Source organism: Paenibacillus dokdonensis, assembly GCF_004916975.1.
Taxonomy (GTDB): domain Bacteria; phylum Bacillota; class Bacilli; order Paenibacillales; family Paenibacillaceae; genus Paenibacillus_AQ; species Paenibacillus_AQ dokdonensis.
Genome location: NZ_STGQ01000001.1, coordinates 532,948 through 554,147 on the forward strand (window position 1 = coordinate 532,948; position 21,200 = coordinate 554,147).

Sequence of the window (21,200 nt, forward strand, 5' to 3'; positions counted from 1 at the left end):
AGATGTTGTCATGATCGTGAATGAAGATACCAAACAGCAGCAAGTCAAATCGATGAATTCTTATCTTGCCCCACTCGTCAGGGATATCCCTCCATCCGGGATCCGCAAATTTTTTGATCTGGCCAATGGCAGCAAGGATATCATTACACTCGGGGTAGGTGAGCCCGATTTCACGACTCCTTGGCATGTGAGGGAGGCCTGTGTATATTCCCTGGAACGGGGAGTAACCGCCTATACCTCGAATGCCGGAATGATTGAACTTCGTGAAGCTATCTCGCAATATTTGCATGAAAGCTTTGAGGTTGGATATGATCCGCAGAATCAGATTATCGTAACGGTCGGCGGCAGTGAGGCTATTGATCTTGCGCTGCGCGCACTCATAGAGCCAGGCGACGAAATCTTGATTCCTGAGCCTTGCTACGTATCCTATTCTCCGATCACTTCGATTGGCGGCGGGGTGCCTGTAGGCATTGAAACCTATGCAGAGGATAATTTTAAGCTGACAGCGGAAGCGCTTGAAGCTCAAATTACACCGAAATCCAAAGTGCTAATTCTCTGTTATCCAAGTAATCCGACTGGCGCGACTATGACCTATGAAGATTGGCTCCCCATTGCCAAGGTAGTGGAAAAGCATGATCTGATCGTCATCTCCGATGAAATCTACGCAGAACTGACCTATAACCAAAAGCATGTCAGCTTTGCGGCGATTCCTGGCATGATGGATCGTACCGTTCTGGTCAGCGGATTCTCCAAAGCATTCGCTATGACCGGCTGGCGGATGGGATATGTATGTGCCCATCCAGATATCATTGCCGCGATGCTCAAAATTCACCAGTATACTGTAATGTGTGCGCCGGTGATGGGGCAGGTTGCCGCACTGGAGGCACTGAAGAACGGTATGGGGGAGAAGGACCGTATGGTTGAATCCTATAACCAGCGCAGACGGCTGATCGTTCAAGGGTTCCAGGATATCGGACTTCAATGCCACGAGCCTCAGGGAGCATTTTATGCTTTCCCAAGTATTGTTTCAACAGGACTCAGCTCGGATGAATTTGCCCAGAGGCTGCTGCTTGAAGCCAAGGTGGCCGCTGTACCGGGTACGGCTTTCGGAGCAGGGGGCGAAGGATTTTTACGTTGTTCCTATGCGACTTCCGTTGCCCAATTAACTGAAGCTCTGGATCGGATCGGAACATTTCTTCACAAGCTTAAACAGGAATCATGATTTAAGAATGAACTGGAGCCTATTAAGAGCTCCAGTTTATTCATTCTTTATAACGTTTTAATCTGTTTTTTGTATAATTTAACAAAAAATTCACTTTATTTTATGGATTTGTATGTTATAATTTTGCTTTAGGAGCAAGAAAAGACTTACCAGGGAGGGATTACCTTTGTTTTGTGCTGAATATGATATGCCCTCATATCGCGGTGACTACACTGCCGAAGGCGATCAACGCGGTGATTGGTCAACCAAAACGACGGATTCTATCAAGAATATATCCTTGGAAGATGAAATTCTGATGCTTCGCAAAAAGATGGAACAGATATTTTTGCAGGAACAATCCTTCACTTCGGAAATCGTCATTGAAATTAGCAGCTTGCTGGATTTGAAGATTAATGAATATATGAAATTATGTCCTAAGAAGAGTAAAGCTTAAATACATATAGGGTTACAATCCCCCCGGTTTGGCAGTAAGCAAAGAGTTCATGTGATGAATTCGGCACTGCTGGCCGGTGGGGATTTTTGTGTTCATCCACATTTGGTTTGGGGATAAGTTTCATGATACAATATTAATCTGTCTCAAAAATAAGAAAGAGCAAATATATATACAAATACAACCCGGAGGGATTGGCCATGGTAAAGTATCAAGATATTATCCCCTATATGGATCAAGTTCGAGCACAATTCATGCAAGTATTGAACGCCTTCGGACCGGAAGAAAAGCAATTACGCGAGAAGCCGGAGGGCTGGAGTGTAACAGAAGTGGTTGAGCATCTCGGAAAGCTTGAAGGTGTCATTCAATATCAAATCAAGCAATTGTTGGCTAAGGAACCGGTTCTTCCTTCTGAGCCGCTGGATGAGAAGAAGACGGATGTCATGGATATCGTGAAAGCAGCGGCATTATTGGTGTAAAGATCGAAGCCCCTACTCCAACCCGCCCGAGCGGAACACTCAGTTATGAGGATGCTATTGAAAAGCTGAATGAGGTACGCTCAGCAACAAAAGCACTGATTCCTAAACTGGCCGAGCGGAATACAGATGAGCTTCTTTATCCCCACCCGTTCGGTTTTGAATTGAACGCATCGCAGTGGGCGCATTTTATCGCGATTCATGAGACAACTCATATCCGTCAGCTCCAGCGCATACGTGAGGCAAACCAGTAATTTTGCAGCAATACGATATATAATAACAGAGTCCGGATGCAATCGATCCGGGCTCTTCTTTTTTGTCTCTGCCAGGTGTGATATATTGAACCTATTGGAGAAAAGAGGGGGAGCAGAGATTGAAGGCATACGGTAAATTGATGCTGGTTATACTTGCTGTTTTTATGCTTGCAGGTTGTGGGAAAGATGACAAACCAGGTGTTTCGGTATTCATGATTGATCAGAATTCCGACCCAACGGAGGTGTCTGAGCAGCTGCAGAAGACTCTTCAGGATAAACTCGGTCCTGACATCAAGGTTGAAGTGGTTGCAAGTCCTTTGTATAATCCGCAGAAGCTGATGGTTGAATATGCTGCGGGCGGACATGATATTATGATTTTGCCTGAAGATGACATGAAAAATTATGGTAAACTTGGCGGCCATGTCGCACTGGATGACCATTTCGATGCCAAAAAGTATCCGGAAGGCGTTTTTGCTAGCCAGGAAGAAAAGGACGATAAGACCATCGATAATACAAAGCATCTGTATGGCATCCCCGTAAAACAATTGAAAGTTTTTCAGGATTTGAAATATACGCCTGAAAAACTGTATGTCACCATTCCTGTCTCTTCAAAACATGTGGACGACGCATTGAAGGCAATTCAGGCTATGACGGAATAAATAACGGTATCTTTTGCATAGGGGGTTCTGAAAAATGAAAGTGTATACAAGAACAGGCGATGAAGGCCAGACATCCGTAATTGGCGGATGTGTATCCAAGGATGATCAGCAGGTAGAGACCTATGGCACGATCGATGAGCTGAACAGCTATGTCGGACAGGCTGTCAGTCTTATGGAGGGGGAAACGTTCGAAGATTTGCGCCAGAATCTGCTGGAGATACAGCATGAATTATTTGATTGCGGATCGGATCTTGCCTTTGTTAAATTAAGTGAAAGCAAATATAAGGTAAGCGCTGAAATGGTGGAGCGACTGGAACAATGGTTGGATGCTTATGAGGAAGAGAATCCGGAGCTGGAACGTTTTATTTTACCGGGAGGAACTCTGTTATCGTCTACTCTGCATGTGTGCAGAACCGTGTGCCGCCGCGCTGAGCGCGGAGTTGTAACCTTGGGTCAAGTGAAGGACATTAATCCGGAGGTTCTCCGTTATCTGAACCGTCTGTCGGACTACTTCTTTGTGATTGCCCGTACGGCCAATGTCCGCAGCAACGTCCCGGATATCGAATATATCCGTAGTAAAAAGGTGTTTGGCAACAAGAAATGACATCCTACTATCCGCCCATTACTTATATCATTCCCGAGGCTGAGGATGGCTGGCTCCTCAAGACCATCCTGTTTCGGCGCATGCATGTGTCACGCAAGCTGCAGTCCCGGCTGAAGCTGACAGAACAAGGCATTACATTGAATGGCCAGAGGGTATACATCAGTGTGCATGTTCAGGCCGGAGATGTGGTGGAAATCAGGATGGAGAAGGAAACCTCCGAGGATATTCTGCCGCAGCCAATCCCTTTTGAGATTATATATGAAGACGAGCATATCTTAATTGTAAATAAAGAAGCGGGAATCATTGTCCATCCTACACATGGCCACTATACAGGCACGCTCGCGAATGGAGTCGTGGACTATTGGCTTAAAAAAGAGGAAGCATTCCGTTTTCGCGCAGTTCACCGCCTGGATCAAGAGACAACCGGCGTGCTTGCGATTGCCAAAAATCCTTATGTGCATCAGCATATTTCCGAGCAGATGATTGATAATCGCGTGGACAAGAAGTACCTGGCACTGGTGCATGGTACGCCGAATCCGGAGCAGGGAGAGATTGACGGCCCGATTGACCGGGATCCGGAACAGCCTCACCGCCGGATTGTCACATCTGACGGATATCCTTCGCTAACGAAATATATGGTGCTGGAAAGCTGGAGCAAGGGATCGCTTGTTCAGCTCAAGCTGGAGACGGGAAGAACGCATCAAATCCGTGTACATATGACTAGCATCGGCTGCCCTTTAATCGGTGATAAACTGTATCGTCACTCCGTTTATGAGGAGATTGAAGGAACCGTTGATCCGATTCTCCCGGATGAAGCTTTCCTGGACTCATTGACTGAATCCGCCCAGGAAATTGTCCGGCTTGATCAATCCATGCCGCGGCAGGCTCTGCATGCTTTCGAGCTTTCTTTTGAGCATCCGGTAACGCATGAGATGATGACTTTTCAGGCACCGTTACCTGAGGACATGAAAGAGCTGCAGCGCAGGCTGGATTCCAGGTAAAAGAGCTGTCCACCCGTATAAATATGACAGAGAGAGTTGACTACGATGAGCAAACTAGAAGTTTATCAATACCCGAAATGCGGTACATGCCGCAGCGCTGTGAAATGGCTTCAGGCTCACGGACATGAGCTGGAACTTCATCATATATTCGATGAGCCGCCCAAACCGGAAGTGCTGGCTGAGCTGATTAAGCTGAGCGGACTTCCGCTCAAGAAGTTCTTTAATACGAGCGGCGAGGTTTACAAGGAGCTGGGTCTGAAAGACAAGCTTGCCGGAATGGACGAAAAGGAACAGATTGAGCTTCTGTCATCGAACGGCAGATTGATCAAACGTCCGATCGTAACGGATGGCAGCAAAGTGACGGTTGGGTATAAAGAAGACCAATACGAATCCACTTGGAGATAACAGGAAAGAGCCCAAATGCTCCCCGTAGTTGTGTTATACTAGAGGCAGAATTGCCGGACCCTGTAAAGGGAATAGGGCAGACAAGGGGAGAAACGAAGATTGATACCTAATGCTAAACGCCAATCCGTCTTGCTCGTTGATGGGATGGCCTTATTATTCAGAGCTTATTATGCGACCGCCACAAGCGGATATATCCGCCGTACCAAATCAGGAATCCCGACGAATGCGATTTACGGATTTATACGGTATTTTTGGGATGCTGTTCAGAATTTTGACCCAAGTCATGTCATCTGCTGTTGGGATCTTGGAGGCTCGACCTTCCGCGGTCAGCAGTTTTCCGCATATAAGGGAAACCGTCCGGAAGCGCCGAATGATCTGGTGCCGCAGTTTTCCATCATCCGTGATGTCATGGATAGCATGGGGGTACCGAATATCAGCGCCGAAGGATACGAAGCCGATGATTGCATCGGTACGCTGGCTACGAAGTTCAGTGAAGAAATGGATGTCATGATTTTAACAGGCGACCACGATCTGCTGCAGCTTGTTAGTGACCGTACGACGGTTATTATCATGAAAAAAGGCCATGGCAATTATAAGGTATACACACCGGAATCCTTGTATGAAGAGAAACAGCTTCAGCCGCGCCAAATTATAGATGTAAAAGCCCTGATGGGGGATGCCAGCGACAATTATCCGGGCGTCCGCGGCATCGGCGAGAAGATAGCCCATAAGCTGGTTCAGGAATATGGATCTGTTGAAGGTATTCTGGACAATCTGGATCAGGTAACGAAGAGTGTCCGCGTCAAAATTGAAACGGATCTCGAAATGCTGCATCTGTCACGTAAACTGGCGGAAATTCATTGCTGTGTGCCTGTGGCATGCGAGCTGGATATCTGCGAGCTATCACTTGACGAGCAAATGGTAGCGGATAAATTCGAGGAACTCGAGATGAAGAGCCTTTGCCATCTTCTCGGAGTTGTTGTCTAAGCAGAATATTGCGGTACAAAACCATGCGCTGGGGATGCTGGCATCAACGCCGGCATCTCCATTTGTATTTTTCTGTGGTATCATTCGAATGGTTAAGTACCTAAGATGTGCGCGGTTGAATTGACTTTTTTTGATAAACTGGGCTATAATGCCCGTGGTTATGGATAGGATTCATACTTGATACCTCATAAAAAACAGACAATGAGAATGGTGCAGGAGGGTTTACAAACGATGAGTATTCTGGGAGCAATTGAAGCTGGAGGAACTAAATTTGTATGCGGAATCGGCAAGGAAGACGGAACTGTGCTTGAACGGGTAAGTTTTCCAACGACAATACCGGAAGAAACGATGGCACAGGTGGTCGCGTTCTTTCAAAATAAAGGCGTGGAAGCCATTGGTGTCGGCTCGTTCGGACCGATCGATCCCGTCAAAGGAAGTCCTACATACGGACGGATTACAACAACACCCAAACCACATTGGAGCAATTTTGATATTGTAGGGCATTTGGGATCCTATTTTGAGGTGCCTATCGAATTTGATACCGATGTGAATGGAGCAGCGCTTGGTGAATATACATGGGGCGCAGCGCAAGGATATGACAGTTGTCTCTATATTACAGTAGGAACCGGCATTGGAGCTGGAGCTGTGGTCGGCGGCGAGCTGGTTCACGGGCTTTCTCATCCTGAAATGGGACATATTCTGGTGCGCCGTCATCCGGACGATAAGTTCGAAGGCTTTTGCCCGTATCATGGCGACTGCCTTGAAGGTGTGGCTGCGGGTCCTTCTTTGTCGAAAAGATGGGGAGTTCAAGGCGTGGAACTAACCCCAGATCATCCTGCATGGGAAATGGAAGCCTACTATCTCGCGCAGGCTCTGATGAATTATATCCTGATCCTGTCCCCGCAAAAAATTGTTATGGGCGGCGGCGTGATGAAGCAGCAGCAGCTGTTCCCGCTGATTCATTCCAAACTTCAGGAGCTGCTGAACGGTTATGTCCAGCTTCCTGCGATTCATGATCAAATTGCTGATTACATTGTTTCTCCGCAGCTTGGAGACAATGCGGGATTATGCGGAGCGCTCGCACTGGCCAAAAAGGCCTTGGCAGCCGTTTCTGTATAAGCTGATAAAAAGCAAACAAAAAAAGGACAAGATCCCTTCAAAGGGGGCCTTGTCCTTTTTATATCTGTCCTAATCCGTAAAATACGGTATGCCGACGACCATGCTCAGAAACTCCCGGAGCTCCGCTGCCTCCGCTTCAGAAAGCTTGAAGACGGATTCGAGATATCCAGGCTCCTCCACATCATCCGCACCAATAACGGCACTGATTCCCTGCTGTAAATCAGCCACAAGGCTTTTACCATAGAATAACGCTGTATTGGTTACGGCGAGATCGAAACGTTTGAGGGATGGGCCCAAAAAAGTGACAAACCTTGTAGAGGTCTGCTCCGTGTTGTCCGCTAAAAAATCCAGTTCTCCATGCTGAGGCATGTTGTTCATATCACTCCTTGAATCTAGGGTTTCATCTTCCTGTTATTATAAAGCAAAAAGCACAGTTTTTCATTGACCATTTATGATGATGTGGTATGATCTTGAATAACAGCATAATCTCATTTCGGGGAAGCACCTCTCTTGCATTTTAAGAGAGGTGTTTTTTGTTGTGCTGATTTTTAATCGTGGAGGTCATAAGAATGCAGATTGTTTTTATGAATCGTTTGGTTAAAGAAAGCGGGAGCGACGAAAGCAGGGCAGAAGTATGGATTGAAGAGGCAGAAGGTGCCTGGAAACTGGGATGGAGGGATATGCATGACAGCGGTGGGGTTCAGGAAAGCATTTGGTATGAAGGCAGCTCGTGGAATGAAATGCTATACATTTACCGGCATGAGCTCGCCGTTAAGCTCGGCCAAGGATTCAGGCCATTAATCGATGGCATGCTGCTTGATGAGGAGGGTCAGAAGGGGAGAAGCCAGTCCATCCAGAAGCTCTACTGCTATAGTGAACTGAACTACCAAGAGGCGCTATACAATGAGCTATGTGCCTGGAGACGCAAAAAAGCAGCGGCAGAACGAAAGGCACCCTATTTTATTGCTACCAACAGGCTTTTAAGGCTCATCAGTTCTTTTGTACCGGTGACTGTGGAGGAATTGCTGCAGCTTCCGGGTGTGGGAGAGAACAAGGCTGTGGAATATGGTGCGGATATTCTGAACTTGACTTTAGGCCAGGAACGCAGCCATAACTTCCCGCTGGACTGGGTTCAGGACATGCTGGATGAGCATACCTATGAATCCTGGGTTTACAAGCAGAAGGAGCTGAAATACAAACAGGACCTGGATAAATACCGGACCAAGCAAATGCTGCTAAGAGGCATTAGTGAAGGCAAACGTCTGGAGCAGATGGAGCAGGAAAGCAGTCTGACAAGACGTGAGCTGGTGGAGTCGCTGGAACAGTTGGAGAAGGAAGGCTATGATGTGGACACTTTGATCGCAGGAGAACTGCAGGAGATGCCGCAGTCAGAACAGTCAGAGATCTGGAACGCCTTCGAAGAACTGGGTGATGCGCTTCTGAAGCCAATCCTGCAGCGGGTATACGGTCAGGAAACAGCGGCAGGTTCTGTGATGGAGCTGCGTTATGAACGTTTGCGTCTGATCCGGATGCGTTTCCGCAGAGAAGGCGAGAGCAGAAGAAACGCGGGATAATCAATCAGCAGAGGGTCATTGAAGTCCAAGCATCTTGGAACGCAAAAAGGACGAAGTAGCTTTTATTGTTAAAAGCATAACTTCGTCCTTTGTATGTGGGAATCCGAATTCTTTCAGATCCAGTCCTTTTTCCGGAATATGAGCACCATGCTGATACCAAGTAAAACCATGACGCCGATGATGGAGTAATAGCCGTACTTCCAATGTATTTCAGGTATATAATCAAAGTTCATCCCGTAAATCCCGGTAATGACGGTCAACGGCATGAATATCGTCGTAATGGCAGTAAAAACACGCATGATTTCGTTGGCGCGATTGGCGATACTGGATTGGTAGGCTTCACGAAGGTTGCCCATCAGATCGCGGAATGTATCAAAGTTTTCGGAAATCTTCACGGCATTTTCGTAAATGTCGCTGAAATATTTTTGCAGCTGATCATCAATCAGCCGGAGATCTCTTTTATTCAGCGTATTGATGACTTCCTTCTGAGGGACCAGTACCTTTTTCAGCCATAAAATCTCGCTGCGCAGACCGATAATTTCATTCAGATGGGATTTTTTCGTATGCATCAGAATGTCTTCTTCCAGCTTCTCAATCTTGGCTTCGATCCGGTCGCCGACTGTAAAGTAATTGTCTACAACCAAGTCGATCAGCAGATATAAAAAGCGGTCCGGAGTGCTGACTTCCTGTTCCCACAAAATCGGCTTCAGGGAACGCAGCTCATTGATCTTTTGCTTGGTCACCGTAATGATAAAATGGCGGCCCAAAAAGACGTTGAGTGCACGCATGAAAATTTCCTCGTCATCAAAACGTATAGAGCTTACAACGATAAAATAGTGGCTTTCATAAATTTCGATCTTGGGACGCTGTTCTTCCTCACTCAGACAGTCTTCCACCGCTAAATCATGGAGGGAAAACAAAGGCTGCAAAAGGGTAAGGTCGTCAACATCCGCATCGATCCAGTAGAATCCTGCGGGTGGGGCTGTTAGTGCGGTTTGAATGTCGTCGATCGGGCTGAAAACGCCGTCGTTCACCAACCGGATTTTCATATGATTTCACTCCTCCATCCCCTCACGCGATGCATGATCAGGGGAACGCTTGTTTAGAGCATAGGAAAGAAATCAGCATTACCGGTCAGAAATAGAGGGTTAGAGAAGGGGTACATTGACAAAAGCAACGAAAACTTCCCTATGCCGGCAAGCTGATATCAGTTCTATGCAGTTGTGTTCATTTGCATTCAGCTTCGGGCTCGGGTCGCCTTCCATCTTACATGTCACCTCTGTCATATAGGTTTAAACACTTGTCTAGTATAACGCCGGGCCATGGACCTTTCAAGAAGAAAATGGCTCGCCCGGCGATCCCGCTTACAGCGTATGACAAAGGCTGGAAATCGGTGAAGAAAAAATAAGTTTAAGGTCAGACCGTGAGCATCTTGACGAAGGATAGGAATATGAATTAAAGTAAGGAACAAGATCAATATTTAAATCAAAATTTAATATTGCGAAATCTTATCAAGAGCAGGTGGAGGGACTAGCCCGATGAAACCCGGCAACCGGCGTATGTTACGCACGGTGCTAATTCTTGCAGGAACATGATGCAGCTAGCAGCTGATTCCTGACAGATGAGAGAGGCGTATGAATTAACGTGATGACCTTTCTCTATGCAATGAGAAGGTCATTTTTTGTTATATACACCTTGCTCCCCGAATGATTTTCGCCACCTTAACAAAAAAGGAGTGTTGAATCATGCCGATTAAAATTCCGGATACCCTGCCGGCCAAAGAGATTCTAAGCGGAGAAAATATTTTCGTGATGGATGACAGCAAGGCTTATCATCAGGATATCCGTCCCCTGCGGATCGCGATCCTGAACATTATGCCGACCAAGGAAACGACTGAAACGCAGCTGCTGCGCCTTCTGGGCAACTCACCGCTCCAAGTCGAGATCACACTGCTGCATCCAAGCTCGCATACATCCAAAAATACTTCTCAGGAGCATCTTGAAGCTTTTTATAAGACGTTTGACGAGGTACGCCACCGCCGTTTTGACGGCATGATTATTACCGGAGCCCCTGTGGAGCAGATGGATTTTGAAGATGTGAACTACTGGGATGAGCTTCAGGAAATTATGGACTGGTCCAAATCCAATGTCACCTCGACGCTGCATATCTGTTGGGCCTCGCAGGCAGGATTGTATCATCATTTTGGTGTGCCGAAATGGGATCTGGCGAAAAAATGCTTCGGCGTATTTCCACACACAATTAATCAGCAAAACGTCAAGCTTCTGCGCGGATTTGATGAAGTCTTTTATGTACCTCAGTCCCGTCATACAGAGGTACGGCGCGAGGACATCGAGATCATTGATGAGCTGGAAATTTTGTCCGAATCCGAGGAAGCCGGAATTTATCTGGTGGCTACCAACGATGGCAAACAGATTTTCGTGACGGGCCATTCAGAATATGATCCGTATTCCCTGAAATGGGAGTATGAACGCGATATTGCCAAGGGCATGGAGATGGAAATTCCAAAGCATTATTACCCGAATGATGATCCGAGCCGGATTCCTCCTACGGTATGGCGGGCCCATGCAAACTTATTATTCTCTAATTGGTTGAATTACTATGTATATCAGGAAACACCTTATGACATTGAAGAGGCTGCAGAAGTTTGGCCGCAGATCTGATCAAAGCATCCATCTAAAAGAGAATATGGGGGAGAAACCGTTATGGAGAAGAAACCATTAAATATTGAAAGTAGACTTGCACAGATTGGCTCGCTCGAAGATCCGGCGACTGGAGCAGTGAATTTTCCGATTTATCAGGCGACAGCGTTCCGTCATCCCAAGCTTGGTCAAAGCACGGGGTTTGATTATGCAAGAACGAAGAGCCCGACCCGTAAGGTTCTGGAAGATGCCTCCGCGCAGCTGGAATCTGGAGACGCCGGTTTTGCGTGCAGCTCCGGTATGGCTGCGCTGCAAACCATCTTTTCATTGTTCGGGCAAGGTGACCATCTGATCGTATCCCTGGATTTGTATGGTGGTACATATCGCATGCTCGAAAGAATCTTTTCAAAATTCGGTGTTGCTGCGACATACATCGACACGAATAGCCTGGATGAACTTGAGAAATGCAGACGTCCGGAAACGAAGGCCGTATTTATTGAGACGCCAACGAATCCATTGATGATGATCACGGATATTGAAAAGGTTGCAGCCTGGGCCAAGCGACACCAGCTGCTGACCATTGTGGACAATACGCTGCTTACGCCGTTCTTCCAGCGTCCGATCGAGCTTGGAGCCGACATTGTCATCCATAGCGCAACCAAGTATTTGGGCGGACATAATGATGTGCTGGCAGGTCTGATTGTGACCAAAGGGAAAGAGCTGTCGGAAGAAATGTTCTTTCTGCATAACTCCATCGGCGCTGTACTGGGAGCCAGTGATTCTTATCAGCTGATGAGAGGGATGAAGACCCTTGCGCTGCGGATGGAGCGGCATGAGAGTAACGCCAAGGTGATTGCTGAATTCCTGAAGACACATCCTGCAGTTGACGAAGTGTTTCATCCGGCCTTCCCGGATCACCCGGGACATGATATTCAAAACAAGCAGTCCAGCGGGAATACAGGGATTTTCTCCTTTAAAGTGAAGGATGCCCGCTATGTGGAGCCCGTTCTTCGCCACATTCAGCTGATCGCATTTGCCGAAAGTCTGGGTGGAGTGGAATCTCTGATGACCTATCCGGCCGTTCAAACCCATGCGGATATTCCAGAAGAAATTCGTAAAGCGGTTGGCGTGGACGACAGATTGCTGCGATTCTCGGTCGGTATTGAACATATCGATGATTTGATTGCAGATCTCGGAGGGGCGCTGGACGCTGCTATAGAGGAAATTGAAGGGGGAAAGCATCATGAGTGATAACGGTAAAGAGCAAAACAACCATGAAAATAAATTAAAGTTTGCAACCAAGCTTTTGCATTTTGGTTCCGAAATTGACAGTACCACCGGAGCATCAAGCGTACCGATCTACCAGGCTTCAACCTTTCACCATGAGGATGTGTTCAATCCTCCGGTTCATGACTACAGCCGTTCCGGCAACCCGACGCGGCAGGCGCTTGAGGATTACATCGCTCTGCTCGAAGGCGGAGTCCGCGGGTTTGCCTATTCCTCCGGCATGGCCGCCATCTCCAGCACTTTCATGATGCTGTCCGCAGGCGACCATATGATTGTGACGGAAGATGTATACGGCGGTACATATCGTTTGCTCACCAGCATTCTGAGCCGTCTTGGCATTGAAAGCACCTTTGTGGATATGACGGATCTGGATCAGGTTAAAGCAGCTTTGAAGCCGAACACCAAAGCTGTTTATATGGAAACACCATCGAATCCTACCCTGAAAATTACCGACATTGCGGCGGTTACCTCCTGGGCACAGGAACATGATCTCCTGACGATGCTGGATAACACGTTTATGACGCCATATTACCAACGGCCGATTGAGCTTGGGGTTGATATTGTGCTGCATAGTGCCACCAAGTTTTTAGGGGGACACAGTGATGTGCTGGCAGGACTGGCCGTAGCGCGAACTCACTCCATTGGCACACAGCTCAAGCAGCTTCAGAATGGACTGGGCACTGTGCTGGGGGTGCAGGATTCCTGGCTGCTCATACGGGGGATGAAAACTTTGCAGGCACGAATGAACCATAGTGAGCAAAGTGCGGCTGTACTGGCCGCGTGGTTGAAGGGACGCCCGGACATTGATCAAGTGTACTATCCTGGCCTGCTGGATCATCCTGGCCGTGAGGTTCATGAGAAGCAGTCTACCGGTTATGGAGCTGTCGTGTCCTTCGACGTAGGCTCCGGCGAACGCGCCAAACAGGTGCTGAACAAGGTAAGCATTCCGCTCGTGGCTGTGAGCTTGGGTGCGGTGGAGAGCATTCTTTCTTATCCGGCCATGATGTCCCATGCAGCGATGCCTGCCGAGGTTCGACTCGAACGCGGCATTACGGACGGTTTGCTTCGCTTCTCCGTTGGACTTGAAGATATCGATGATTTGATCGCAGATCTGGACCAGGCTTTGCAAGGGTAATGTATGTTGAGAGCACCGTTTTCTTACGGGCTCTCTTTTTGTGTCTATTTTGTGAAAAAGAGGATAGAACATCCTTGAACTGACGGGATTTAGGCTAAAATAGGAAAGAGAAAAAAGAAAGTGAAGTTTTTCTCATAGGGAAATTATGATAAGATGGTATGGATGGTTTAAGGAAATAAGTTCTATATAATTTTTGGAATTGCCATATGATAAGGAGGCTGCCGGAGATGAGCACAGTAAATCAGATCTTGGACAAAGCGCTGCGGGGTGAACGTCTGAATTTGGAAGACAGCGTGACCCTGTTTGAGAGTGACGAAATTGAAAAAATGGGCCATGCCGCCGATATCATGATGAAAAGAACACATCCGGATCCGATTACGACATTTGTGATTGGACGGAATGTCAACTATACGAACGTATGCGATACCTTTTGTACCTTTTGTGCATTTTACCGCAGACCGGGGCATAACGAAGGGTACCTGCTGAACGACGAGGTTATCTTTCAGAAAATCAAAGAAACCGAGGATGTGGACGGAACCGAAATCCTGATGCAGGGAGGTACGAATCCGGACTTGCCATTCAGTTATTATACGGATCTGCTTCGTGGTATCAAGCAGCGGTTCCCGAATATTACCATGCACTCCTTCTCTCCGGCGGAAATTCGCAAAATGCAGGAAGTATCCGGGCTGCCTTTGGAAGAGGTTATGAGAGAGCTTAAAGCGGCGGGTCTTGATTCGCTGCCTGGCGGAGGAGCCGAGATTCTGGATGACCGCATTCGCAAAAAAATCAGCCGTCATAAAGGCACCTGGCGCGATTGGATGGATGTCATGCAGATGGCTCATAAAGTCGGCATGAATACAACCGCAACGATGGTTATCGGCTTTGGTGAATCGATGGAAGAGCGTGCCCTGCATATGCTTCGTGTTCGTGAGGCGCAGGATGAGTGCGTGGCTAACGGCTATGACTCTAAAGGTTTCCTTGCCTTCATTCCGTTTACGTTCCAGCCGGACAATACGAGCCTGAAGCGTGAGCGTGAAACACCGGAAGCTTATCTGAAAACGGTCGCGATCGGCCGCCTTGTGCTTGATAATGTACCGAATCTTCAATCCTCTTGGGTAACTATGGGACCTGAAGTCGGAAAGTTGTCGCTTAGCTACGGCTGTAACGACTTTGGCAGCACGATGATGGAGGAGAATGTTGTTTCTTCCGCAGGCGCGGTGCATAAAGTCAATATCGCTTCGATTCTGCAATTAATCCGCGAAGCAGGCAAAATTCCGGCACAGCGTAATACCCGCTACGATATTTTGAAGGTGTTCGAAGAGGGAACTGAGATTGAACGCGATTTTGTCATGCAGAACTAATCTATTTACTAATAATTCGTTTTTACAATCCCGCTTCTATGATGAAGCGGGATTTTTTTAAACCCATCTTATTTCTGAATCTGCCATGTACAACATGTCGATTTAACCTGAGAAATGTTAGTCTGTTTTCCATTGATCACTCCCGTATATCCCCTCTGCATAGACATATACTTTGTAAGAAGGATTTTGAAAGGAGTGAACTCCATGGAACTGTTCAGCATTGCAGCCCAAACCTCCACTCCGCAGGAAGCGGAGCAATATAGCCGCATGGTTTCGAAGGCGAATCAGGTTTTACATAAAAAATACAAATCTTTAGCCATCAGCTGTACGGTCCATGAAGGCATCATGCTTTGGAGCTGCCGTGAGGATGACCCGCGTTTTTTCAAAGGGAACCAACTACAACAGGTATACGAAACTGCCGCCAACACGGTGGCAGAATACATTTTGCAGGAGAAAGAGCAGAAGCTGGTTGAACATATACTGCAGGAGGATTTTGACTTCCCGGAGCCGGAGGAGCATGAGCAGATACTGAAGCACTGCAGGATGATTCTGGAGAGAGATCCTGAATTGAGCGAATCCTGGAACCGCCGCTTCGACATGCTGATGCAGGGCGTCAAGCAGTGCTTGACCGAAAGACCGCTGCTGCATATCGATGGGTTTCTCACCTTCCGTTCCGGTCAGTACGTCAAAGAGCTGAAGGAAATTGTGGAATATGCGGTGGATGAATTTTTAATGGACCGACAGTATGAGGAATTTGTGGGGATGCTGAAATATTTCGTCTATTTTCAACAGCCACAGGTTCCGCTTGTACATGTGATTCATAAGGGCGGGCAGGATTTGCTGCTGCTGGATGAAGATCTGAATCCACTTGAATACCGTTATGATGAAGGCGTCGTCGTGGAGCGGCTGGACCAGCAGGATTTGCAGATGGAGGATGCCGTTGTCACAACCTTGATTTCCGTTTCTCCGGCTAAAATCGTGATCCATACCAGGGAGCCTCATATGACGGTGATCCGGACGCTTACACAGATTTTTGAGCAAAGGATCGAGATATGCAGGTACTGCCCTGATTGTCACGCCTATTTCCGGGAAACAGGGAAGATATAAAACTTGACGGCGGATGAACAGGGACTATATAATAACTCATAATTCGATAAAAGCTTCGACAAAGATATGGACCCAAGAGATGGACGGTGCAGAGAGAGGGAACGCTGGCTGAAATTTCCTCACGTTATTCCGCCTTTGGTCTACCCCTTTGTAGCTGTGGTTAGGAACGTTCTCCATTCGTGGATAACCAATGAACCGCCGGGTCATTCCGTTATGAGATGCTGATGAAGGATAGCTGCTTCTTTTTTCCTGGATTTTAGGTGAGGCATGTATCAAATTTGGGTGGAACCACGGGTGCAAACACTCGTCCCTATAGTATGAGGGATGAGTGTTTTTTTGTATGCTTCTTTTGGAAAATGCTGTATGAGTGTGGTTTGGAAAATTGAAGGAGGAATTCACGTGTCAGTAAGTATCAAGCTTCCGGACGGATCGGTCCGGGAATACGCAGAAGGAAGTACAATTGAGGATGTGGCTGCTTCCATAAGCAGTGGTCTGAAGAAGAATGCGGCTGCCGGCAAATTGAACGGCATTGTGGTAGATTTGTCCACTACGCTCAAAGACGGAGCCCTGATTGAGATTGTAACGCTGGATTCGGAGGATGGTCTGGAAGTGATGCGTCACAGCACAGCGCACTTGATGGCTCAAGCGGTAAAACGCCTGTTTGGAGCCAAAGAAGTGAAGCTTGGTGTAGGCCCGGTCATTGAAGGCGGATTTTATTATGATATGGACCTTGAGCATCCACTCAATCCGGAAGATCTGCAAAAGATCGAGAAGGAAATGGAACGCATCGTAGGCGAGAACCTGCCAATCGTGCGTAAGGAAGTAAGCCGCCAGGAAGCGCTGAACGTATTCGGCGAGCTAGGGGATCCTTACAAGCTGGAACTGATCAATGCACTGCCGGAAGACAGTATCATTACTATTTATGAGCAGGGTGAGTTCTTTGACCTTTGCCGCGGACCGCATCTGCCTTCCACCGGTAAAATCAAAGTATTCAAACTGATGAACGTAGCCGGCGCATACTGGCGCGGAGACAGCAAGAATAAAATGCTGCAGCGCATTTACGGAACAGCTTTTGCTAAAAGGGCTCAGCTCGATGAGCATCTCCATATGCTTGAAGAAGCCAAGAAACGCGACCACCGTAAGCTAGGCAAGGAACTCGAAATCTTCACCTTCTCCCAGCTTGTGGGACAAGGCCTGCCGATGTGGCTGCCAAAAGGCGCCAAGCTTCGCCGCACGCTGGAGCGTTATATTGTGGATCTGGAAGAAAGCCTCGGTTATCAGCATGTATATACTCCTGTACTCGGTAACGTGGAGCTGTATAAAACCTCTGGTCACTGGGAGCACTATCAAGAAGACATGTTCCCTAAGATGGAGCTCGACAATGAAGAACTCGTACTTCGTCCGATGAACTGTCCGCATCACATGATGGTATATAAGAGCTCCATGCATAGCTACCGCGATCTGCCGATCCGTATCGCCGAGCTTGGCATGCAGCATCGTTACGAAATGTCGGGCGCATTAACCGGTCTGCACCGCGTGCGCGCAATGACGCTGAACGATTCCCATATCTTCTGCCGTCCGGACCAGATCAAGGAAGAGTTCCTGCGCGTGATCCAGCTGATTACGAAGGTATATGAGGATTTCGGCATTCACGATTTCCGTTTCCGCCTGTCTTACCGTGATCCGGAGGATACTGAGAAGTACTTCCCGAATGATGAAATGTGGGAAATGTCCCAACGCATGCTGCGTGAGGTTGTTGAGGAAACGGGAATTCCGTTCTTCGAAGCGGAAGGAGAAGCAGCCTTCTACGGACCGAAGCTTGACGTGCAGATCCGTACGGCTCTTGGTAAGGAAGAAACCTTATCGACTGTACAGCTGGACTTCCTGCTGCCTGAGCGCTTTGAGCTTGAATATGTAGGCGATGATGGTCAGAAGCACCGTCCGGTCGTCATTCACCGTGGCATTCTTGGTACTATGGAACGCTTCACTGCCTTCCTGCTCGAGAATTTTGCGGGTGCACTTCCGGTTTGGCTGTCTCCGGTGCAAGTTAAAGTGATTCCGGTATCTACTGCTTTTGAAAGCTATGCGAAGCAAGTCGCTGAACAGCTTCAGCTTAGTGGTGTTGCCGTGGAAGCCGATCTTCGCAACGAAAAACTGGGTTACAAGATCCGTGAGGGACAGCTCGAGAAAATCCCGTATATGTTCATCATCGGCGAAAATGAAATGAATGCTGGCTCCGTTTCCATCCGTAAACGCGGTGAGGGAGATCTAGGGGCAATGCCTTTGGGCGAAGCGGTTTCTATGCTGAAAGAGCAAATCGTAAATCGCGTAATTTTCTAAAAAATAAAGTGGGCTCAACATGATAATTTGATTATTTTGAACCCCTATTCAATCCTCTGCTATGAACCTGTGTTCATAAAACATGTATAATTCCTAAATCATCTGGACATCCTCGCTAGTAAGGGGGAGGATTTCAAATGGTAAAGGTAAAAACATGGCAGAGGATTTTATTATGTATGCTTTTGTTTGGGCTGCTTGCGGATTCACCAAACCTGTATGCAGCTGCATTTTCAATGACACCGGATAATACGGCGGGAAATAAAAGTACGAACTCGATGATCACTTCAACGAACGATTACTATCTCAAACCATTAAAATATGCGTCGAAACCGGAAATGTTCCAAATCGTTGATATCAACAAAAAGAAAGCGGATCAGTTTGCTGCTGCAACTCAAAATGAATTTATGCCCAAATTCACTTCCAAGGCATTACCGACACTGGTCAAACCGGAAACCAAGGTCAGTCCAACGGTTAAAAAGCAGGGAGTGGTTGCAGTTACGGCTCCCAAGCAGGACCAGATTATCCATACCGTAAAAGTGATGGCGACCGGATATACTGCCGGCTATGAATCGACGGGGAAGCGGCCTACACATCCGCAATATGGGATTACGTATTCAGGTGTAAAAGTACGCAGGGATAAGAACACGATCTCAACCATTGCCGCTGATCCGCGTGTATTTCCACTCGGCACCATTCTGTATATTCCAGAATACGGATATGCTGTTGTAGCCGATGTCGGTTCCGCAATTAAGGGCCGGAAAATCGATCTTTATTTTGCCACAACCAAACAGGTTTACAAGGAATGGGGCAAAAAAGAAGTTGAGGTCCAGGTCATCAAGCGCGGTAACGGAAAATGCAATGAGAAGCTGATAAATACACTGGGCAAGGCGATCCAGACGTACAAGTCCGTACCTGCCTCGTTACTGGAAGAAGCCATTTAACACCTATATAAGCCTTTCCCTTTATTTGGGGATGGGCTTTTTTTGTATGCTAAGCAGAAAGATTGAGCTGCATAAATTTTATGTCTTTTCACATACTACGGACTGGGGCAAAGAACAACGTCTCCCCAGGCAAGCGTTAGGCTCGCGTATTGAGAAGAACCCAGGGAGGTGAAACCAGATGAAAAAGCAAAAAAATCAAGGCAACTATAAAACACCAAACGAGAAGTTCAATGCTGAATTTGCTGAAGAGAATTCTTCGCAAAAGAGCACAAACGCTCAAAACAGCAATTACAAGACACCAAATGAGAAATTTAACGAGGAATTCAAAGAAAAAAATTAATCTCTGAAACATCATATGATTGACAAAAGCATCCGCTCTAAAGAGCGGGTGTTTTTTGTTTTGTAAATGTTATCCATAAGACTCGGTCTCGAGACGGAGTACAACATCATTCCCGCGCCGCTATCCGTAAAATGCCATATTGTTGTACACTAATATCAAATCCACAGATACGTGGACATTTCTAAAAGGCAAAGTTTATTTTTAAAGGAGATAAAATCATGAAAAAGCGATGGTTAGACAGGCTTTTCGGAGGCGTTGTGCTGATTGGCATCGGCATGATATTCCTTCTGAATCAGCTGGAGGTAATCGATGTCAGTCTCGGTTATGTAATCGGACATTACTGGCCGGTGATTCTCATCGTTTTGGGAATCAAGGAGCTGTTAAAGGGAAGAAAATCCTTTGTTGGTGCGATGGTGCTTTTACTCATCGGGACATATTTTCTGGGAAGAAATGAAGGCTGGGATTGGCTGACGCCAGGTAGCTTCTTCAAAATCATTATTCCGGCAATTTTGATCATGGCTGGCCTGTATGTCATATTTAAGCCGCATGATCATACGCCTCCCCCGCGTCCGAATAGGGATCATGAACCACCCGCGTTTACCCCGGAACCGCCTGAACCGGAGGATCTGACCGCAAAGTCAACCCTGGACCAGCAGTTTGAGGAGAAATTCGGAATCCCTTATACCGAGCGGAAAGAAGCCGAGCGCAAAGGCTTCCATATTGAAGTCGATGAAGATGACGAGGATATGGAGTTCGATGATATGGATGATGATGTTAAGGATCGCTACAAGCAATATAAAAAGAAATACAAGCAGCAGAGAAAGCATCATCAGCACATGAAGCATCAGATGCGACATGATCGGCGTCATGGCAGACCAGAGTGGGAAGAGCATGGGGAGACACATTATGATGGTGGTAAGATCAACAGATCTGCTTTTATCGGAGACATTCACTTGGGCCGTGATTACTTCGAGCTCAAACCAACCAATCTGTCGCAGTTTATCGGGGATACCGTGCTGGATCTGACGAATGCCCACATTCCCTACGGTGAAACCAAGATTAACATCTCCGCTTTTATCGGTGACATCAAGGTGTATGTTCCTGAGGATACGGATCTCGGTATTTCGGTAAATTCAAGCTCATTTATCGGGGATATGTTCGTCCTGAATGAATCGCGGAGCGGGTTTATGAGCAGCTGTCAAATGAAGACTCCACATTATAAGGATGCCCGCAAGAAAATACGCATTAATGTCAGCGCATTTATTGGCGACATCAAAGTGAATAAAGTAGGTTGATGG

Annotated in this window: 22 protein-coding genes and 1 riboswitch; of the genes, 20 read left to right on the forward strand and 2 right to left on the reverse strand. The window is 47.2% G+C overall.

The window, feature by feature from the left end; translation table 11 throughout:
• The first annotated feature begins 10 nt into the window (after positions 1-10).
• The 10 genes from E6W40_RS02600 to E6W40_RS02640 all read left to right on the forward strand — a co-directional run bounded on the left by E6W40_RS02600 (position 11) and on the right by E6W40_RS02640 (position 7,157).
• Positions 11-1,222: an aminotransferase class I/II-fold pyridoxal phosphate-dependent enzyme gene (locus E6W40_RS02600; protein WP_136604050.1), complete on the forward strand. Its 1,212-nt coding sequence runs from the start codon at positions 11-13 to the stop codon at positions 1,220-1,222.
• A gap of 166 nt (positions 1,223-1,388) precedes the next feature.
• The gene (locus tag E6W40_RS02605) at positions 1,389-1,655 is read left to right on the forward strand and encodes an aspartyl-phosphate phosphatase Spo0E family protein (protein WP_136604051.1); all 267 of its coding nucleotides are present in this window, start codon (positions 1,389-1,391) and stop codon (positions 1,653-1,655) included.
• A gap of 197 nt (positions 1,656-1,852) precedes the next feature.
• Positions 1,853-2,131, forward strand: a complete 279-nt coding sequence (locus E6W40_RS29880) for a hypothetical protein (RefSeq protein WP_246072815.1) — start codon at positions 1,853-1,855, stop codon at positions 2,129-2,131.
• 65 nt (positions 2,132-2,196) lie between these two features.
• Positions 2,197-2,382, forward strand: a complete 186-nt coding sequence (locus E6W40_RS29885; RefSeq protein ID WP_246073045.1) for a hypothetical protein — start codon at positions 2,197-2,199, stop codon at positions 2,380-2,382.
• 119 nt (positions 2,383-2,501) lie between these two features.
• Positions 2,502-3,041: a hypothetical protein gene (locus tag E6W40_RS02615; RefSeq protein WP_246072817.1), complete on the forward strand. Its 540-nt coding sequence runs from the start codon at positions 2,502-2,504 to the stop codon at positions 3,039-3,041.
• 34 nt (positions 3,042-3,075) lie between these two features.
• Positions 3,076-3,645: a cob(I)yrinic acid a,c-diamide adenosyltransferase gene (locus E6W40_RS02620; RefSeq protein ID WP_136604052.1), complete on the forward strand. Its 570-nt coding sequence runs from the start codon at positions 3,076-3,078 to the stop codon at positions 3,643-3,645.
• Positions 3,642-4,646, forward strand: coding sequence for an RluA family pseudouridine synthase (locus E6W40_RS02625; RefSeq protein ID WP_136604053.1), 1,005 nt, complete (start codon positions 3,642-3,644; stop codon positions 4,644-4,646). Before E6W40_RS02620 ends, E6W40_RS02625 begins: the two co-directional genes overlap by 4 nt.
• Positions 4,647-4,691: 45 nt before the next feature.
• Positions 4,692-5,051 (forward strand): arsenate reductase family protein, encoded by a 360-nt coding sequence (locus E6W40_RS02630; RefSeq protein ID WP_136604054.1) that lies wholly within the window; start codon positions 4,692-4,694, stop codon positions 5,049-5,051.
• A 102-nt stretch (positions 5,052-5,153) separates the two neighbouring features.
• Complete coding sequence (locus E6W40_RS02635; RefSeq protein ID WP_425464933.1) at positions 5,154-6,038, forward strand: 5'-3' exonuclease; 885 nt, start codon at positions 5,154-5,156, stop codon at positions 6,036-6,038.
• 231 nt (positions 6,039-6,269) lie between these two features.
• Positions 6,270-7,157 carry an ROK family protein gene (locus tag E6W40_RS02640; RefSeq protein WP_136604056.1) on the forward strand — a complete coding sequence of 296 codons (888 nt, stop codon included), beginning with the start codon at positions 6,270-6,272 and terminating at the stop codon, positions 7,155-7,157.
• Between the two features lie 69 nt (positions 7,158-7,226).
• Here the strand turns inward: E6W40_RS02640 and E6W40_RS02645 are convergent, their stop codons facing one another.
• Positions 7,227-7,526, reverse strand: coding sequence for a DUF3055 domain-containing protein (locus E6W40_RS02645; RefSeq protein ID WP_136606799.1), 300 nt, complete (start codon positions 7,524-7,526; stop codon positions 7,227-7,229).
• Between the two features lie 200 nt (positions 7,527-7,726).
• On the opposite strand from E6W40_RS02645, the gene E6W40_RS02650 reads away from it, so the two are divergent.
• Positions 7,727-8,731 (forward strand): HRDC domain-containing protein, encoded by a 1,005-nt coding sequence (locus E6W40_RS02650; RefSeq protein WP_136604057.1) that lies wholly within the window; start codon positions 7,727-7,729, stop codon positions 8,729-8,731.
• 113 nt (positions 8,732-8,844) lie between these two features.
• Here the strand turns inward: E6W40_RS02650 and corA are convergent, their stop codons facing one another.
• Positions 8,845-9,780, reverse strand: a complete 936-nt coding sequence (gene corA / locus E6W40_RS02655; RefSeq protein WP_136604058.1) for a magnesium/cobalt transporter CorA — start codon at positions 9,778-9,780, stop codon at positions 8,845-8,847.
• Between the two features lie 456 nt (positions 9,781-10,236).
• A riboswitch (SAM riboswitch) is annotated at positions 10,237-10,359 on the forward strand.
• A gap of 117 nt (positions 10,360-10,476) precedes the next feature.
• On the opposite strand from corA, the gene metA reads away from it, so the two are divergent.
• The 9 genes from metA to liaF all read left to right on the forward strand — a co-directional run bounded on the left by metA (position 10,477) and on the right by liaF (position 21,197).
• Positions 10,477-11,412 (forward strand): homoserine O-acetyltransferase MetA, encoded by a 936-nt coding sequence (metA, locus tag E6W40_RS02660; protein ID WP_136604059.1) that lies wholly within the window; start codon positions 10,477-10,479, stop codon positions 11,410-11,412.
• A gap of 42 nt (positions 11,413-11,454) precedes the next feature.
• Positions 11,455-12,642 carry a PLP-dependent transferase gene (locus E6W40_RS02665; protein WP_136604060.1) on the forward strand — a complete coding sequence of 396 codons (1,188 nt, stop codon included), beginning with the start codon at positions 11,455-11,457 and terminating at the stop codon, positions 12,640-12,642.
• Positions 12,635-13,813: an aminotransferase class I/II-fold pyridoxal phosphate-dependent enzyme gene (locus E6W40_RS02670; RefSeq protein ID WP_136604061.1), complete on the forward strand. Its 1,179-nt coding sequence runs from the start codon at positions 12,635-12,637 to the stop codon at positions 13,811-13,813. The genes E6W40_RS02665 and E6W40_RS02670 overlap by 8 nt, the downstream gene beginning before the upstream one ends.
• Positions 13,814-14,040: 227 nt before the next feature.
• The gene (gene mqnC, locus E6W40_RS02675; protein ID WP_136604062.1) at positions 14,041-15,174 is read left to right on the forward strand and encodes a cyclic dehypoxanthinyl futalosine synthase; all 1,134 of its coding nucleotides are present in this window, start codon (positions 14,041-14,043) and stop codon (positions 15,172-15,174) included.
• 204 nt (positions 15,175-15,378) lie between these two features.
• Positions 15,379-16,281 (forward strand): putative sporulation protein YtxC, encoded by a 903-nt coding sequence (locus E6W40_RS02680; protein WP_168928805.1) that lies wholly within the window; start codon positions 15,379-15,381, stop codon positions 16,279-16,281.
• A gap of 399 nt (positions 16,282-16,680) precedes the next feature.
• The gene (thrS, locus tag E6W40_RS02685) at positions 16,681-18,621 is read left to right on the forward strand and encodes a threonine--tRNA ligase (protein WP_136604064.1); all 1,941 of its coding nucleotides are present in this window, start codon (positions 16,681-16,683) and stop codon (positions 18,619-18,621) included.
• A gap of 137 nt (positions 18,622-18,758) precedes the next feature.
• Positions 18,759-19,562, forward strand: a complete 804-nt coding sequence (locus E6W40_RS02690; RefSeq protein ID WP_136604065.1) for a 3D domain-containing protein — start codon at positions 18,759-18,761, stop codon at positions 19,560-19,562.
• 178 nt (positions 19,563-19,740) lie between these two features.
• Positions 19,741-19,902 (forward strand): hypothetical protein, encoded by a 162-nt coding sequence (locus tag E6W40_RS29360; protein ID WP_168928806.1) that lies wholly within the window; start codon positions 19,741-19,743, stop codon positions 19,900-19,902.
• Positions 19,903-20,120: 218 nt separating this feature from the next.
• Positions 20,121-21,197 carry a cell wall-active antibiotics response protein LiaF gene (gene liaF, locus E6W40_RS02695; protein WP_136604066.1) on the forward strand — a complete coding sequence of 359 codons (1,077 nt, stop codon included), beginning with the start codon at positions 20,121-20,123 and terminating at the stop codon, positions 21,195-21,197.
• The last annotated feature ends 3 nt before the right edge of the window (positions 21,198-21,200 follow it).

Coding starts and splice junctions, on each gene's coding strand:
- E6W40_RS02665 (WP_136604060.1), top strand. CDS start 11,455: ATGGAGAAGAAACCATTAAATATTGAAAGTAGACTTGCACAGATTGGC.
- E6W40_RS29880 (WP_246072815.1), top strand. CDS start 1,853: ATGGTAAAGTATCAAGATATTATCCCCTATATGGATCAAGTTCGAGCA.
- liaF (WP_136604066.1), top strand. CDS start 20,121: ATGAAAAAGCGATGGTTAGACAGGCTTTTCGGAGGCGTTGTGCTGATT.
- E6W40_RS02650 (WP_136604057.1), top strand. CDS start 7,727: ATGCAGATTGTTTTTATGAATCGTTTGGTTAAAGAAAGCGGGAGCGAC.
- E6W40_RS02680 (WP_168928805.1), top strand. CDS start 15,379: ATGGAACTGTTCAGCATTGCAGCCCAAACCTCCACTCCGCAGGAAGCG.
- E6W40_RS02625 (WP_136604053.1), top strand. CDS start 3,642: ATGACATCCTACTATCCGCCCATTACTTATATCATTCCCGAGGCTGAG.
- E6W40_RS29360 (WP_168928806.1), top strand. CDS start 19,741: ATGAAAAAGCAAAAAAATCAAGGCAACTATAAAACACCAAACGAGAAG.
- E6W40_RS02670 (WP_136604061.1), top strand. CDS start 12,635: ATGAGTGATAACGGTAAAGAGCAAAACAACCATGAAAATAAATTAAAG.
- mqnC (WP_136604062.1), top strand. CDS start 14,041: ATGAGCACAGTAAATCAGATCTTGGACAAAGCGCTGCGGGGTGAACGT.
- E6W40_RS02690 (WP_136604065.1), top strand. CDS start 18,759: ATGGTAAAGGTAAAAACATGGCAGAGGATTTTATTATGTATGCTTTTG.
- corA (WP_136604058.1), bottom strand. CDS start 9,780: ATGAAAATCCGGTTGGTGAACGACGGCGTTTTCAGCCCGATCGACGAC.
- E6W40_RS02645 (WP_136606799.1), bottom strand. CDS start 7,526: ATGCCTCAGCATGGAGAACTGGATTTTTTAGCGGACAACACGGAGCAG.
- E6W40_RS02600 (WP_136604050.1), top strand. CDS start 11: ATGATCGTGAATGAAGATACCAAACAGCAGCAAGTCAAATCGATGAAT.
- E6W40_RS02620 (WP_136604052.1), top strand. CDS start 3,076: ATGAAAGTGTATACAAGAACAGGCGATGAAGGCCAGACATCCGTAATT.
- E6W40_RS02630 (WP_136604054.1), top strand. CDS start 4,692: ATGAGCAAACTAGAAGTTTATCAATACCCGAAATGCGGTACATGCCGC.
- E6W40_RS02640 (WP_136604056.1), top strand. CDS start 6,270: ATGAGTATTCTGGGAGCAATTGAAGCTGGAGGAACTAAATTTGTATGC.
- metA (WP_136604059.1), top strand. CDS start 10,477: ATGCCGATTAAAATTCCGGATACCCTGCCGGCCAAAGAGATTCTAAGC.